This is a genomic window from Lentzea flava, assembly GCF_014648475.1.
Classification (GTDB): domain Bacteria; phylum Actinomycetota; class Actinomycetes; order Mycobacteriales; family Pseudonocardiaceae; genus Lentzea; species Lentzea flava.
This window is the reverse complement of sequence record NZ_BMRE01000002.1, coordinates 161,255-175,896: the sequence shown is the minus strand read 5'-3', so window position 1 is coordinate 175,896 and position 14,642 is coordinate 161,255. Positions and strand designations below refer to the sequence as shown.

The 14,642-nt window shown below is 68.5% G+C and carries 12 protein-coding genes; 5 read left to right on the top strand and 7 right to left on the bottom strand.

What is annotated here, in order from left to right:
- Positions 1–22 precede the first annotated feature (22 nt).
- From IEZ09_RS05030 to IEZ09_RS05020, 3 genes are all read left to right on the top strand, one after another.
- Positions 23–2,038, top strand: a complete 2,016-nt coding sequence (locus IEZ09_RS05030) for a PhoX family protein (protein ID WP_189252381.1) — start codon at positions 23–25, stop codon at positions 2,036–2,038.
- A gap of 129 nt (positions 2,039–2,167) precedes the next feature.
- Positions 2,168–4,261, top strand: a complete 2,094-nt coding sequence (locus tag IEZ09_RS05025; protein ID WP_189252380.1) for a PhoX family protein — start codon at positions 2,168–2,170, stop codon at positions 4,259–4,261.
- Between the two features lie 123 nt (positions 4,262–4,384).
- Positions 4,385–4,924, top strand: a complete 540-nt coding sequence (locus IEZ09_RS05020; RefSeq protein WP_189252379.1) for a DUF3455 domain-containing protein — start codon at positions 4,385–4,387, stop codon at positions 4,922–4,924.
- On the opposite strand, the gene IEZ09_RS05015 is transcribed toward IEZ09_RS05020, so the two are convergent.
- A complete protein-coding gene (locus tag IEZ09_RS05015) occupies positions 4,897–6,060 on the bottom strand; it encodes an MFS transporter (RefSeq protein WP_229812251.1) in 1,164 nt (387 codons plus the stop codon). The two genes, IEZ09_RS05020 and IEZ09_RS05015, sit on opposite strands and share 28 nt — an antisense overlap.
- Positions 6,061–6,086: 26 nt before the next feature.
- Here IEZ09_RS05015 and IEZ09_RS05010 point away from each other — a divergent pair, with 26 nt between their 5' ends.
- Positions 6,087–6,764: an SDR family oxidoreductase gene (locus tag IEZ09_RS05010; protein ID WP_189252377.1), complete on the top strand. Its 678-nt coding sequence runs from the start codon at positions 6,087–6,089 to the stop codon at positions 6,762–6,764.
- On the opposite strand, the gene IEZ09_RS05005 is transcribed toward IEZ09_RS05010, so the two are convergent.
- The 5 genes from IEZ09_RS05005 to IEZ09_RS04985 all read right to left on the bottom strand — a co-directional run bounded on the left by IEZ09_RS05005 (position 6,765) and on the right by IEZ09_RS04985 (position 12,347).
- Complete coding sequence (locus IEZ09_RS05005) at positions 6,765–8,069, bottom strand: amidohydrolase family protein (RefSeq protein WP_189252376.1); 1,305 nt, start codon at positions 8,067–8,069, stop codon at positions 6,765–6,767.
- A 443-nt stretch (positions 8,070–8,512) separates the two neighbouring features.
- The gene (locus tag IEZ09_RS05000) at positions 8,513–9,676 is read right to left on the bottom strand and encodes a sensor histidine kinase (RefSeq protein ID WP_189252375.1); all 1,164 of its coding nucleotides are present in this window, start codon (positions 9,674–9,676) and stop codon (positions 8,513–8,515) included.
- A 314-nt stretch (positions 9,677–9,990) separates the two neighbouring features.
- Positions 9,991–11,097, bottom strand: a complete 1,107-nt coding sequence (locus tag IEZ09_RS04995; RefSeq protein WP_268247599.1) for a nitric oxide synthase oxygenase — start codon at positions 11,095–11,097, stop codon at positions 9,991–9,993.
- Positions 11,098–11,229: 132 nt separating this feature from the next.
- Positions 11,230–11,874: a tRNA (guanosine(46)-N7)-methyltransferase TrmB gene (trmB, locus tag IEZ09_RS04990; RefSeq protein ID WP_229812291.1), complete on the bottom strand. Its 645-nt coding sequence runs from the start codon at positions 11,872–11,874 to the stop codon at positions 11,230–11,232.
- Positions 11,875–11,942: 68 nt separating this feature from the next.
- Entirely contained in the window at positions 11,943–12,347 is a 405-nt protein-coding gene (locus tag IEZ09_RS04985) for a hypothetical protein (protein ID WP_189252372.1), read from the bottom strand.
- A gap of 260 nt (positions 12,348–12,607) precedes the next feature.
- Between IEZ09_RS04985 and mycP the strand changes: the two genes are divergently transcribed.
- Complete coding sequence (gene mycP / locus IEZ09_RS04980; protein WP_229812250.1) at positions 12,608–13,756, top strand: type VII secretion-associated serine protease mycosin; 1,149 nt, start codon at positions 12,608–12,610, stop codon at positions 13,754–13,756.
- Here the strand turns inward: mycP and IEZ09_RS04975 are convergent.
- Positions 13,722–14,624: an ABC transporter ATP-binding protein gene (locus IEZ09_RS04975; RefSeq protein ID WP_189252371.1), complete on the bottom strand. Its 903-nt coding sequence runs from the start codon at positions 14,622–14,624 to the stop codon at positions 13,722–13,724. The genes mycP and IEZ09_RS04975 overlap by 35 nt on opposite strands.
- Between the last annotated feature and the right edge of the window lie 18 nt (positions 14,625–14,642).

Below are 14,642 nucleotides of genomic sequence, written 5' to 3'. Positions count from 1 at the left end.
CCGACCGTAGGAGGCCTCCACCATGATCCCACTGCCGCTTGTCAACCACAGGGTCGGCAGAGCAGCGGTGACTTGCGAGTACCGCTGCGGTGACGCGTGCTTCCACGACGTCCCGAACACCTCGGACAACCCCTACTTCGGCGACCTCGTCAGCCGTCGCACCGCACTGAAGGCCGGTGCTGTCGTGGCAGCCGCCGCCACCGTGGCGCTCCCGGCGACCGCGGCCGCCGCACCCGAGTCCCAGGGCCGCCCACCCAAGGGACTCGACTTCAAGCCCGTCGAGGTCAACACCAAGGACGAGGTCGTCATCCCCGAGGGGTACGAGCAGGGCGTCGTGATCCGCTGGGGCGACCCGCTCTTCCCCGGCGTGCCGGAGTTCGACTTCGACAACCAGACCTCCGCGAAGCAGGAGAAACAGTTCGGCTTCAACTGCGACTTCGCCGCGATCCTGCCGCTGGACCCGTTGGAACTGACCGGGATCATGGTCACCAACCACGAGTACACCAGCGAGAAGTTCATGTTCCGCGGCTACGACGCGAACAACCCCACCGAGGAGCAGGCGAAGATCGCCTGGGCCGCGCACGGCCTCTCGGTGTTCATGATCAAGCGCTCGCTCTTCTCCGGGCACTACCGGCCGCGCTTCAGCAGGTACAACCGCCGGATCACCCTCAACACGCCGTTCGAGGTGCGCGGTCCGGCCGCGGGCAGTGACCTGCTGAAGACCTCTGTGGACCCGACCGGCACGAAGGTCTTCGGCACGATCAACAACTGCTCCGGCGGCGTCACGCCGTGGGGCACGATCCTGTCCGGCGAGGAGAACTTCAACCAGTACTTCGCCAACGCCGCCGGACGCAACGACCCGCGCCTGACCCGCTACGGCGTCACCGGCACCGCGACCACGCGCAAGTGGGAGCGTTTCGACAAGCGCTGGGACCTCGCGCAGGAGCCCAACGAGGTCAACAGGTTCGGCTGGATCATCGAGCTCGACCCCCACGACCCGGACTCCACCCCGGTCAAGCACACGCACCTCGGCCGCTTCAAGCACGAGACCGCGAACATCCGCGTCGCCGACGACGGCAGGGTGGTCGCGTACTCGGGTGACGACGAGCGGTTCGAGTACATCTACAAGTTCATCTCGAACGGCAAGATCAAGCACGGCAACAGCAAAGCCGCGCGCCGCCACAACATGACGCTGCTCGACGACGGCACGCTCTACGTCGCGAAGTTCAAAGGCGACAGTCCGGCGTCCGAGATCGACGGCACCGGAAAGCTGCCAAGCGACGGCAAGTTCGACGGCACCGGCGAGTGGATCCCGCTGGCGGCGGGCAAGAAGTCGTTCGTGCCGGGCATGACCGCCGAAGAGGTCTACGTCTTCACGCGCATCGCCGCCGACAAGGTCGGTGCGACCAAAATGGACCGTCCGGAGGACATCCAGTGCCACCCGCGCACCGGTGTCGTCTACTGCGCGCTCACCAACAACGTCGAACGCGGCGTCACCGCGGGCAAGGAAGGCCCGACCGAGCCGAACCCCAGGATCAACAACCGGCACGGCCAGGTGCTGGAGCTGACCGAGCGCAGGAACGACGCGCTCGCGCTGACGTTCAACTGGGACCTGTTCCTCGTCTGCGGTTTCCCCAACGACCCCAACACGTACTTCGGCGGCTACGACAAGTCGCAGGTCAGCCCGATCTCCAGCCCGGACAACCTGGCGTTCGACCGCCACGGCAACCTGTGGATCTCCACGGACGCCGACGGCAAGCTCGACGGGCTGAACGACGGCCTCTACGGCGTGCCGCTGGAGGGACCGGAACGCGGCCACCTGAAGCTGTTCCTCACGGTGCCGAAGGGCGGTGAGACGTGCGGTCCGGTGATCGGCGAGCGGGTCATCACGGTCTGCGTGCAGCACCCCGGTGAGGTGGACGGGGCAAGTGCGGACAAACCGGCTTCCCACTGGCCGGACGGGGGCAGTTCGCAACCTCGGCCGTCGGTCGTCGCCGTGTGGCGCAAGGGCCGTCGTACGCTGGGTGAAATCGGTTGATCACCCAGCGTTGCCCGGTCGTTCGGGCGTAGCGCGTGTTCGCCTGCCGTTCACCTCGTGGACGGCAGGCGATCTCGTTGGGCTCTTAGGTTCGGCCAGTTCCCACACTGACCGATCTCGGAGGCCTGCGTGTCTTCACCCACCGATCGGGGCCGCCGTCTGCTGCCCCTGCTCCCGACGAACCACCCGCTCGGGCGCCAGGCAGTCACCTGCCAGTACCGCTGCGGCAACGCGTGTTCGCACGAGGCTCCCAACACCTCGGACAACGCGTACTTCGGCGACGTCGTCAAGGAGGTCGTGAGCCGCCGCGGCATGCTCAAGGCCGGTGCGGTCGTCGCGGCCGCCGGTGCCGGCGCGCTCGCGTTCTCCGGCGCGGCCGCTGCCGCCCCCGCGGACGTCGACCTCGACCTCGACCTCGACCTGAAGTTCGGCCGCGACCGCGACGGACTCAACTTCGAGCCGGTGCAGCCCAACACCCTCGACGAGCTCGTGGTGCCCAAGGGCTACCAGTCCGACGTCGTCATCCGCTGGGGCGACCCGGTGCTGGCGGACGCGCCGAAGTTCGACTTCGACAACCAGACCGCCGCCGCCCAGGCGAAGCAGTTCGGGTTCAACAACGACTTCTGCGGCCTGGTGCCGTTGCCGGGCTGGGACCGCTGGCTCATGGTGAGCAACCACGAGTACACGTCCGAAGAGTTCATGTTCAAGAACTGGGACGCGAACAACCCGACCGAGGAGCAGGTCAAGATCGCGTGGGCCGCGCACGGCCTGTCGGTCGTCCAGGTCGAGCGCGACCACCGCTCCGGCCAGCTGGTGCCGTCCAAGGACCGCCGCAAGTACAACCGCCGCATCACGCTGACCACGCCGTTCGAAGTGCGTGGCCCGGCAGCCGGCTCCAAGTACCTCAAGACCTCAGCCGACCCGAGCGGCAAGGTCGTGCTGGGCACGCAGAACAACTGCTCCGGCGGCGTCACGCCGTGGGGCACGATCCTGTCCGGCGAGGAGAACTTCAACCAGTACTTCGCCAACGGCGGTCAGGTCGCCGACGCCACCACGAAGGCGCGTCTCGCCCGGTACGGCATGTCCGGCGGTGCCACCACGCGCAAGTGGGAGCGGTTCGACAAGCGCTTCGACCTCGCGCAGGAGCCCAACGAGGCCAACCGCTTCGGCTGGATCGTCGAGATCGACCCGCTCGACCCGACCTCGACGCCGGTCAAGCACACCGCGCTCGGCCGCTTCAAGCACGAGGGCGCGAACGTCATCATCGCTCGCGACGGCCGTGTCGTCGCGTACATGGGTGACGACGAGCGCTTCGACTACATGTACAAGTTCGTGTCGGACGAGTGCTACCGGCCGGGCAACTCGAAGTTCGCCCGCGAGCACAACAAGCGCCTGCTCGACTCGGGCACGCTCTACGTCGCGAAGTTCACCGGCGACAGCCCGGCCGCCGAGATCGACGGCACCGGCAAGCTGCCGTCCGACGGCGAGTTCGACGGTTCCGGTCAGTGGATTCCGCTGGCGCACAACGACAAGTCGTTCGTCGAGGGCTTCACCGCCGAGGAGGTCTACGTCTTCACCCGCCTCGCCGCCGACAAGGTGGGCGCCACGAAGATGGACCGCCCGGAGGACGTCGAGCCGTCGCTGAAGAACCGCCGCATCTACGCCGCGCTCACCAACAACACCGACCGCGGCAAGCCGGGCAAGGAAGGTCCGACCGAGATCGCGCCGCGGGTCAACAACAAGCACGGCCACATCCTGGAGATCGAGGAGCGCCGCAGCGACAACACGGCCACCACGTTCTCGTGGAAGCTGCTGCTGGTCTGCGGTGACCCGACCGACCCAGGCACCTACTTCGGCGGATTCGACAAATCGCAGGTCAGCCCGATCTCCTGCCCGGACAACGTCGCGTTCGACTCGCGCGGCAACCTGTGGATCTCCACCGACGGCAACGCGCTGAAGTCCAACGACGGCCTGTTCGCGGTGCCGGTCGAGGGCAAGCGCCGCGGTCAGGTGAAGCAGTTCCTCACCGTGCCCAGGGGCGCGGAGACGTGCGGCCCGGTCATCACCGACGACTTCGTCCTGGTGTCCGTGCAGCACCCCGGCGAGATCGACGGTGCGTCGGCGAACAACCCGCAGTCGCACTGGCCGGACGGTGGCACGTCGCAGCCGCGTCCGTCCGTCGCGGTCGTCTGGCGCAAGGACCGTCGCCGCATCTGCGACTGACTGTGCTCGCCCGATCACTCCTCGAAGTCGTTTGACCCGGTGCAGCCATCAGGCCGTATCCTCTGATGGCTGCACCCGGACAACGAAGATACGTCGCACTGTCTGTCCATTAGGAGTGGGTCAATGAAACGAGCTCGGCTGGTGTTCGTCGCAACAGCTCTGTCAGTCGTCGCGACAGGTGGCGCCGCCTCGACCGCCATGCCAACTCCCGCCGAGATGAACGGACCCGAAGCGCAGGTCGCGCCCGCCGTCCAGGTCCCGCCCGGCAACAAGCTTGTCGCCAAGTTCTACGCCAGGGGCGTGCAGACCTACATCTGCACCGCCGGAGCCTGGAAGGGCCTCGAACCCGCCGCCACCCTGGCGGACCGGCTCGGCAGGGCGGTCGCCCTGCACACCCGCGGCCCGATCTGGGTGTCCACTGTGGACGGCAGCGCGGTCGAGGCCGCTCCCGTCGACGGTGCCCGCAACGAGGTTCCTGGCGCGGTGCCCGAACTCCTGCTGAAAGCCAAGTTGACCAGGGGCACCGGCGTGTTCGCCGGCATCAGCTACGTCCAGCGTCTCGCCACCAAGGGCGGCCTCGCGCCCGCCGGTGGGTGCACCGAAGGTGCTCAGACCTCCGTGCGCTACGAAGCGCTCTACACCTTCTCCGCTCCCGCTCGCTGAACCAGCGCCACCACGGCAGCGCTGACCATCGTGACGCCGACGACCCACAGTCCGGTCTTCTGGGTTCCGGTGAGGTCTCGCAGCCACCCGGTGACGTAGGGCGCGGCGAACCCGCTCACGTTCCCCAACGAGTTGATCAGGGCAATCCCGCCCGCAGCAGCCGTACCACCGAGGAAACTCGTCGGGAGCGCCCAGAACGTGGGCAGAGCAGCACAGACACCGATCGCGCACACCGAGACCGCGACCATCGCCGCAACGGGGTTTTCGAGGTACAACGCGACCGGGATCGCCACGCCTCCCAGCAACATCGGCGCGGCAACGTGCCACTTCCGTTCTCCGGTGCGGTCTCCGTGCCTGGCCCACAGGACCATGGCGACCGCACCGAGAACGTACGGAATGGCGTTGATCAACCCGCGCTCGACGATGCCCGCTCCCGGCGCGAGCCCCTTGATGATCGTCGGGAGGAAGAACCCCAGCGTGTACAGCCCGTACACGATCCCGAAGTACACGAAGCTCAACGCCAGGATCCGCGGGTGCGTCAGAGCCTTGCGCAGTGGCCAGTGCTCTTTCTGCGGCTCTTCGACGGCCTCCTCCGGCCTGTCCGGCAACCAGAACCACGTGACGAACGCCAGCGCGATCGCCGGCAGGCCCTCGATCAGGAACATCGTGCGCCAGTCCGTCCACTGGATCAGCAACCCGCTGAGCGTGGCCCCGAGCGACGTCGAGATCGGCACCGCCACCATGAACAGCGCGACGATCCGCGCCCGCTCCTGCTGCGGGAACCAGTACGTCAGGTACAGGATGATCCCAGGGAAGAACCCGGCCTCCGCCACGCCCAGCAGGAACCGCAGGACGATCAGCACGGTCCCGTTGGGCACGAACGCCATGGCCGAGGCGACGATCCCCCAGCTGATCATGATCCGGGCGATCCACCTGCGCGCGCCGAACCTGTGCAACGCCAGGTTGCTCGGCACTTCCAGGAGCAGATAGCCGATGAAGAACACGCCGGACGCGAACCCGAACACCGTCGCCGAGAGCTTGAGCTCTTCCGACATCCCGTTTGGCCCCGCGAACCCGATGTTCACCCGGTCCAGGTAGTTGATGAAGTAGAGCAGGCACAGATACGGCAAGATCAACTTTCGAGGCACGTTACGGTTCCCCCATGAGTGATCGTCCGGTCGCCCTCGTCACCGGGGCATCCAGCGGAATCGGCTCGGCCATCGCCCGCAGTCTGGCCCCAACCCACGATCTCCTGCTAGGCGGACGCGACGAAACGTCCCTGTCCCTGCTGGCAGCGGAACTCCCCGGCGCCGAGGCCTGGCCGTTCGACCTGACGAACCTCGCGTCAGCCGACATCGCCCACATCGCGCGCCTGGACGTCGTGGTGCACAGCGCCGGAGTCGCCCTGCTCGGCCCGCTGGGCGAGGCGTCCGCCGACGTGTGGCGCCAGACGTTCGAGCTCAACGTCGTGGCGGTCGCCGAGCTGACCCGCCTCCTGCTGCCCCAGCTCCGCGCGTCCTCCGGCCACGTGGTGCTGATCAACTCGGGCGCCGGCCTGCGCGCCAACCCCGGCTGGGGCGTGTACGCGGCCTCGAAGTTCGCTCTCCGCGCCTACGCGGACGCCCTGCGCGCCGACGAACCGTCGTTGCGCGTGACCTCGGTGTTCCCCGGCCGGACCGACACGCCGATGCAGCGCGAGGTGCGGCGCCAGGAGGGTGGCGAGTACGACGCCACGCAGTACCTCGACCCGGCCTCGGTGGGGCGCGCCGTGGCGTCCGCCGTGCTGGCGACGCCCGACGCGCACATCACCGAGCTCGTGGTGCGCCCGCGACCGCGTTGATCAGGCGGTCCGCAGCCGCTGGGCCACCGCCGTCACGCCTGCCTGGGCTTCCTGCCTGTCGACCCGCGTGGACTCCCCGCCGGCCACGACGTGCTCGCCGCCCACCCAGACGTCGGTGACCCGGCGAGCCCCGGACGCCCACACGAGGTTCGCCAGCAGCTGCGCGTCCGGCGCGTCCAGCCCGGTCGCGAACGCCGGGTCGTCGGCGTCGACGTGCACGACGTCGCCCCAGCGGCCGGCCTCCAACGCGCCGATGTCGTCCCGGCCGAGAGCCGCGGCTCCACCGCGGGTCGCCATCAGCAACGCCTGCGCCGCCCCGAGCACCGTCGCGTCCATCTTGGACACCCGAGCGAACAGCCCGGCCAGCCGTGCCTCCTCGAACAGGTCCAGGTCGTCGTTGGACGCGGGCCCGTCCGTCCCGAGTCCGACCGAGACACCGGCGGCCAGCATCTCCGGCACCCGCGCGATCCCCGAGGCCAGCTTGGCGTTCGAGCCGGGGCAGTGCGCCACGCCGACGCCGAACGACGCGTACAGGGCGATGTCGTCATCGGACAGATGAACCGAGTGCGCGGACAAAACCCGCCCACCCAGCACGTCCGAGGCCTTCAGCAACGCCGGAACCGATCCGTACTCCGCCCGCTGCGCCTCGTCCTCGAACGGCGACTCGGCGACGTGCACCATCAGCAGCGCCCCGCGAGCGCGTGCCTCCTGGGCGATCGAGGTCAGCTGCGAGGGCGAGAGCGTGTAGGCGGAGTGCGGCCCGTACGCGAGCTCGATCCGCCCGTCCGCGGACAGCAGCCCGTCCGCGTCGATCCAGGCGGAGATCTCGTCGGTCATCGACCGCCAGGACATCCCCGGCACGTCGAGGATCGCCGCGCCGAACACCACCCGTGACCCGGCGGCCCGCACGGACGAAACCAGCTCGGGGCCGTGGAAGTACATCTCGGCCGAGGTGGTGACGCCGTGCCGGAGCATCTCCACGGCGCCCAGCAGCATGCCCGTGCCGACGTCGGCCGCGGTCATCCGCGCCTCGTTCGGCCACATCTGCTCCTGCAGCCACCGCAGCAGCGGGAGGTCGGAGCCCAGGCCGCGCAGCACCGTCATCGGGCTGTGCGCGTGGGTGTTCACCAGACCGGGCAGCAGGATTCCGGAGAGCTGCCGGACCTCGCCGTCGAAGGCGGGAGCCTCGGCAGCACCACCCACGTACGTGATCCGGCCGTCGACGACGTCCACGACCGCGTCGCGCAACACGGAGCAGGACGGGTCGCAGGGCAGGACCACCGGGGCGTGCAGGCGCAGTGACATGCGGGGAATCCTGCCACTGTGATGCCGCTCACAAGCATGCATAGTCCGCATCGAGTGGGAATCCTGTCGCCGTCGGGTGCGGGCCGACCCCCAGGGTCCGCCCCGATTCAGACTTCTCCCCAACCGAGGGGCCCGTCGAGCACTACCCGGCGGGCCTTTCGTGCCTCCGAGGCAACCCCGGCGGCTCCGGCGACGTCACATGATCATGTCGAAGAAGCCGAGCACGTCCTGTGGAGACTTCCGGCGCGCGCAGAAGCCCGCCACCCCCAAGCCGCCGACTCGGCGCTGAGTTGGCATGATCACGCCTGCACGGGTACGGGCGTGATCATGCGGAGGCATCAGTGGCCGACATCGACCCTCAGAACGACGACCAGTTCAGCGATGTCGAGATGACGCAGGAGTTCGACGTCATTCGCGACGACCGCTAAACAGTAGGACGAGTACTAGGCAAGCGGCAGTTCGGCGCGAACCGTCCACCCGGTCGGTTCGCGTCGGCCTGCGGAGAACGTGCCACCCAGCAGTTCCACGCGCTCGCGCATGCCCACGAGCCCGTAACCTCCCGATCCGCCAACGGGAACGCCGGATGCGATCCCGTCGTCGGACACCGTCAGGAACAGCGAACCGTCCCGCGAGGACAGCGAGACGTCCACTGAGGACACCGCGGCGGCGTGCTTCTGGGTGTTGGTGAGGGATTCCTGCACCAGCCGCAGCACCGAGCGCGCGAGTTCCTGCGGCACCGCGTCCTGCAGGTCGAACGACAGCCGCACCGGCAGCCCGGACTCCTCCGCGAGCGCGCGGACGTCGTCCACCAGCGACGAAGACGCGGCCGGACCGGCGGATTCGCCGTCGCGCAACGTCCCGACCAGCCGCCGCATCGCGGTCAACGCCTCGTAGCCGGACGACTCGATGGTCGGCAGCACCTGCTCGGCCGCCTCACGACTCAACTGACCTGCCTGGGCGTGCACGACGATCGCCGTCACATAATGCGCCACGACGTCGTGCAGTTCGCGCGCCAACGCCATTCGCTCCGCGTTCTGCGCCGCCGCGACGGACGCCGCCAGTTGAGACGAGCGTTCGTTGTCGCGGGCCCGGAAGTACAGCCCGGTGCCCACCGCCATGATGAGCAGGACGGCAGCGGCGATCGAGTAGTTGAAGGCGTCCGGGCTCCACTCGTCGTACGCGACCGGTGCCACGATCGGCCAGCCGAGGACCTCCGCGGCCGCCATCGCGGCGAGCACCAGCACGGTTCCCACGACCGCACGAGCGCGGGAGGCCTCGCGCACGAGGATCGCGATGGTCGCCATCGCGGCGCCCGTCATCGAGATGTTCGAGCCGCTCCAGAACAAGTGCGGCGTGATGGCCACGCCGAGAAGCCGCATGTAGACGGCCGTGCAAGCGATTGCGAACGTCAGCGCCAGCGCCGCGTCGAACGGCCTGCAGGGCGCCAGCACGGCGATCACGCAGATCACCACGACACCCGGTACCTGCCACCAGCCGGGACCGGTAGTGATCGCATTGGTTTCCAACAGGGCGATCGCGGTGAGCGAGAGCGCCAGCGGCCACTGGCGTTTGGCGAGCAACCGCCAGTTCAGATCCGTGCTCTCCACCCGGTACACGGTAAAGCCGGGAGTCTGATTCCGCGTCCGACCGCAGGCTCACCCGGCATCAGCCAGAAGGCTGAGTGGGCGACCTGCGGAAATACCCTCCCGGCGGATGCCGGATCACGCCCCGGTCACGGACTCTGGAAGAGCGGAAGTCGGGGAAAACGGAGGACGCCATGTTGTCAGTTGTGTTCACTTGGGCCGCCGCTGTGGTCGGCCTGTTGGTCCTTGCGCTGATGGCCCTGTCGGGCGTGATGATCGACTCCCAGAGGTAGGCACAGCGTTAGGGAAAACTCGCACGCCAGCGTGTGATGGGGAAGTCAGACGCTGGTCAGGGAGTGTTGCTGGCGGAGCAGTTCCGCCAGCCTGCTGGTCGGTTGCGGACGGGTCTCGTCCAGCGCGGCGGTGAACCGTGCGGGCGCACCGGTACGAGCACGGGCGGCGGCGGCCGGGTCCAGGCGGAACGCGGGCCTGGCCGCGGAAGGACGTTGGCGGGAGCGCAGCCACGCGAGCCTGTGCAGCGCCTCCGCGTGGTGGTCCGTGATGGTCACGGACGCCTTGTCGAACGAGTGCAGCACTGCGGCGTTCAGGTGAACGGTCGCGAAGTCCCGCCACAGCGTGCGTTCGGACGAAGTGTCCAAACCCAACGCCTCGGCGACTTCGCGTGCCACACCGTAAGCGCCTTCCTCTGCCAGTGACCGAGTGCCGATCTCGGCGCCCACGAACCAGGAGTTGAACGGCGCGGCGGGGTAGTTCACGCCACCGATCGACAGCCGCATGTTCGAGATGACCGGAACCGCGTGCCAGCGCAGGCCCATCTCGCCGAACCACGGCAACGTCGGGTGTTCCAGCGGGACTTCGTGCACGATCTCGGACGGCAGCGTGAACAGCCTCGGGCCCTCGTGCTGGGTCTCCACCACCAGCGGCAGCAAGTCGAAGCGCGAGCGGCGCGCCGGCGGCCGCCATCCCATGCCCTGCATGGTTTCGGTGAACTGGGTGTAGCGACGGTCCCCCATCCCGTCGGCGTACCCGGCGTACCGGATCAGCTGTTCGTTCCAGATCACCGGACCCGGCGATCCGGGCGCGTCCGGCGCGAAAACCGTTACCAGCGGCCGGATTTCACCGCCGTTCGTCGCCAGTCGCAGGTGCTCGACGCATTCGCCGGCGACAGCGGCGGCGTTGCGATAGCCCCGCAGATCGCGGACTTTCAGGCGTCGCCAGGGAACACCCGAAGTGCACCAGCCGGAGTCTCGCAACGCGATCCGCGCGCCGTACGCGAGCTCGTTCGTGGTGTGGCGGTAGGTTCCGGTCTCGGCGATCTCGGCGCGCACCTGGGCGATGCGGGCGGACAGCGAGCCTGCGTCGGAGTGCGCCGCGTGGAACATGCGGACGAACTCCTCCGCGACAGGGAGGACGTCGGGGGTCACGGAGCGGAAACCTAAGGCCGGAACGGCTTCACGCGTCACTGCCACTCGGGGCATTTCGGGTGATCAACACCCGCCACCCGATGGGGTGACAGTTAGACCCGTAGTGGCCGAACCCCCAGCTTGAGACCTCGATCAGGTGAGGTCGTTCCGCTTGAACATCAGATCGTGGGAAACGCGGCCCTCGTTCACGGCCCGCTGCTCGAACTTCGTGACGGGCCGCCAGTCCGGACGAGGCGCCCAGCCGTCGTACATGTTGGTCAGCAGCCGCTCGCCGGAGCACACCTCGAGCATCTGCTCCGCGTAGTGCTCCCAGTCCGTCGCGAGGTGCAGCACACCGCCCGGCTCCAGCCGCGACGCGACCAGCGCCACGAACTCCGGCTGCACGAGCCGGCGCTTGTGGTGCTTCTTCTTCGGCCACGGGTCCGGGAAGAAGATCCGCACGCCGTGCAGCGACGCGGGTGCGACGTGGTCGGTGAGCAGGTCGACGGCGTCACCGCGCAGCACGCGCAGGTTGTCCAGCCCGCCGAGGTGCTCGGCGCGCAGCAGCAACTGGGCGAGGCCCGGCTTGTAGACCTCGACGGCCACGTAGTTCAGCTCGGGCGCGGCGGCCACGAGCTGTGAGGTCGTCTCGCCCATGCCGGACCCGATCTCCAGCAGCACGGGCGCGGAGCGGCCGAACCACGACGTGAAGTCGACGGGGCCTTCCGGCAGCGACTTCACGTCGTTGCCCATCTTCTCCCAGTACGTGTCCCAGGCACGCTGCTGACCCACCGTCATGCGCTCGCCGCGCTGGACGAAGCTGACGATGGAACGGTGGAACTCAGGCCTGGTCACGACCGGACAGTCTAGGCAATCAGTTCGATGTCCTCGATCTGGTCACGCAGGTCGGCGACCGTGAAGTCGATCGGGTGGGCGTGGCCGGGCCCGCGGTGGGCCGGGAACAGGTGCACGAACCCGCGGTGCGAGTCGGTGAACTGCACGGTCGTGGGGGTGGCGGGTCCGTAGACACCGCTCTCCGACGGCACGAACTCCCAGTACCCGACCTCGCCGAGGTCGACCCAGGGCACGAACACCCAGCCGGGACGTGACGAGAGCAACTCGGTCACCGCGTCCTCGACGGCGTGACCTTCGGCACGGGAGCGCAGCCGGCCGCGGTCCAGCGCGCGCAGCCACCACGGGGCTGGCGCGTCCTCGACGGCGCGCACCGCGCGGTACATCGTGAGCACTTCGTTCTCGTTCGCGCGGTTCACCCAGGAACGGCGCGCATCTGCAGGGGTGAGGGCGATTTCGGCAGGGTTGGGAGCTTCGAGCGCGCTTGCCCACTCGAGGCCGAGCATTGCTTCGACACGGACCACTGGCCACCTCCGCAGCGGGGATAACCCCATTGAACGCGACTCCAAACGCCGGTGTTGTCCGCAACGCCCCTTTTCACGGCTTGTTAACAGCTCCCTTACGCAACGTGTGACCCCGGGCACGTTGCGCCTCGGCGTGGAAACACGATGTAGGAAACGTGCCCCTGCTCCCCGCGCTCGCTGTCGCGCTGCCCCTGCTGCTCGCCGCGCAGACGATCGAGGAACAGGAGTGGCACCTCGACGCCCTCGACATCTACTCGGCGCAGGACCAGGCCCGTGGTGACGGCGTGGTCGTCGCGGTGATCGACTCCGGCGTCGACGCCAAGCACCCCGACCTCGCGGGACGCGTCTTGCCCGGGACGGGCTTCGGCAGCTCCAAGGGCACCGACGGCACCACCGACACCGACGGCCACGGCACCGGGATGGCCGCGATCATCGCCGCGACCGGGAAGAACGGCGGCGCGCTCGGCATCGCGCCCGGCGCCAAGATCCTCCCGATCGCGAGCGCGGATAAGGAGCAGTTCTCCCTCGACGTCGTCGCCGAGAGCATCAGGTGGGCCGCCGACCACGGCGCCAAGGTCGTCAACATGTCGCTGGGCTTCTCCAGCTCGATGACGCCGAGCCTGGTCAAGGCCGTGAACTACGCGATCGAGAAGGACGTCGTCCTCGTCGCCGCCACCGGCAACGAAGGCAAGGAGGTCTCCGCGCCCGCCAACATCGGCGGTGTGATCGCGGTCGCGGGCACGAACCGCGAGGGCAAGCCGTGGAAGTCGTCCAACGTCGGCGCGGACACCGTGCTCGCGGCACCGGCGGAAGGCATCGTCACCGCCGCGCCGGAAAGCGTCTACGCCAGCGGATACGCCGAAATGGACGGCACGAGCGCGGCGTCGGCGATCGTGTCCGGGGTGGCCGCGCTGGTCCGCTCGAAGCACCCGGAGATGCCGGCCAAGGACGTCGTCAACGCGCTGATCAAGACCGCGCAGGACATGGCGGAACCCGGCCGCGACGCCACGACCGGGTTCGGCATGGTCAACCCCGTGGGTGCGCTCACCGCGCAGTTGCCGCCGGTGGAACGCAACCCGCTGCTGCCGCCGCCGAAACCGTCGACCGCGCAACCGACTCCGACGCTCGCCGCCCAGCGTCCGGTGCAGCCGGTCGTCGAGATGAAGGACCGGTTGCCGTTCGTCGCGGCCGTGGCGGGTGGAACCGCGGTGATGACCGGACTGCTGATCGCCTTGCCCGCCATCAGGTCCCGGCGGCCCAAGCCGGTCGTCAGTGCGCGTGATACTCCACCGACTCCTTGGTGAGCTGCATGAAGGCCTCCTCCAGCGACCCGCGCTGAGGGCTGAGCTCGTGCAGCACGATCTGGTTCTCCGCCGCGATCTCGCCGATCTGCGGAGCCGGGATGCCGTGCACCACAAGGGCTCCGTCCACCGCGTCCTCGGTGACCGTCGCACTGGCCGCGAGGATCTCGCGCAGCTTCCCCGCGTGCGGTGACCGCACCCGGACGTGGTCCTGGGTGGCGTCGCTGATGAACTGCTCGGTGGTCGTCTGCGCGATCAGCTGGCCCTTGCCGATCACGATGAGGTCCTGGGCGGTCTGCGCCATCTCCGAGAGCAGGTGGCTCGACACGAACACCGTGCGGCCCTCGTCCGCGAGCCGGTGCATGAACTGCCGGATCCAGAGGATGCCCTCGGGGTCGAGACCGTTGACCGGCTCGTCGAACAGCAGCACCTCGGGGTCGCCGAGCAGGGCGCCCGCGATGCCGAGCCGCTGGGCCATGCCGAGCGAGAACCCGCCGGCCCTCTTGTGCGCGACCTCGCTGAGGCCGACGATCTCCAGCACCTCGTCGACGCGGCTGACCGGGATCTTGTTGGAGACGGCCATCCACTTGAGGTGCGAGCGCGCGGAACGGTTGGGGTGCACCCACTTCGCGTCGAGCAACGCGCCGACCTTGCGCAGCGGCTGCTTGAGCTCGGTGTAGTGCTTCCCGTCGATCGTGACGTCACCGCCGGTGGGGGTGTCGAGGCCGAGGATCATCCGCATGGTCGTGGACTTGCCGGCGCCGTTCGGGCCGAGGAAGCCCGTCACACGACCGGGTTTCACGATGAACGACAGGTCGTCCACGGCCTTCGTCCGGCCGTAGTGCTTGCGCAACCGCACTGCTTGGATCATGGCCTCTCCCGTTCACTC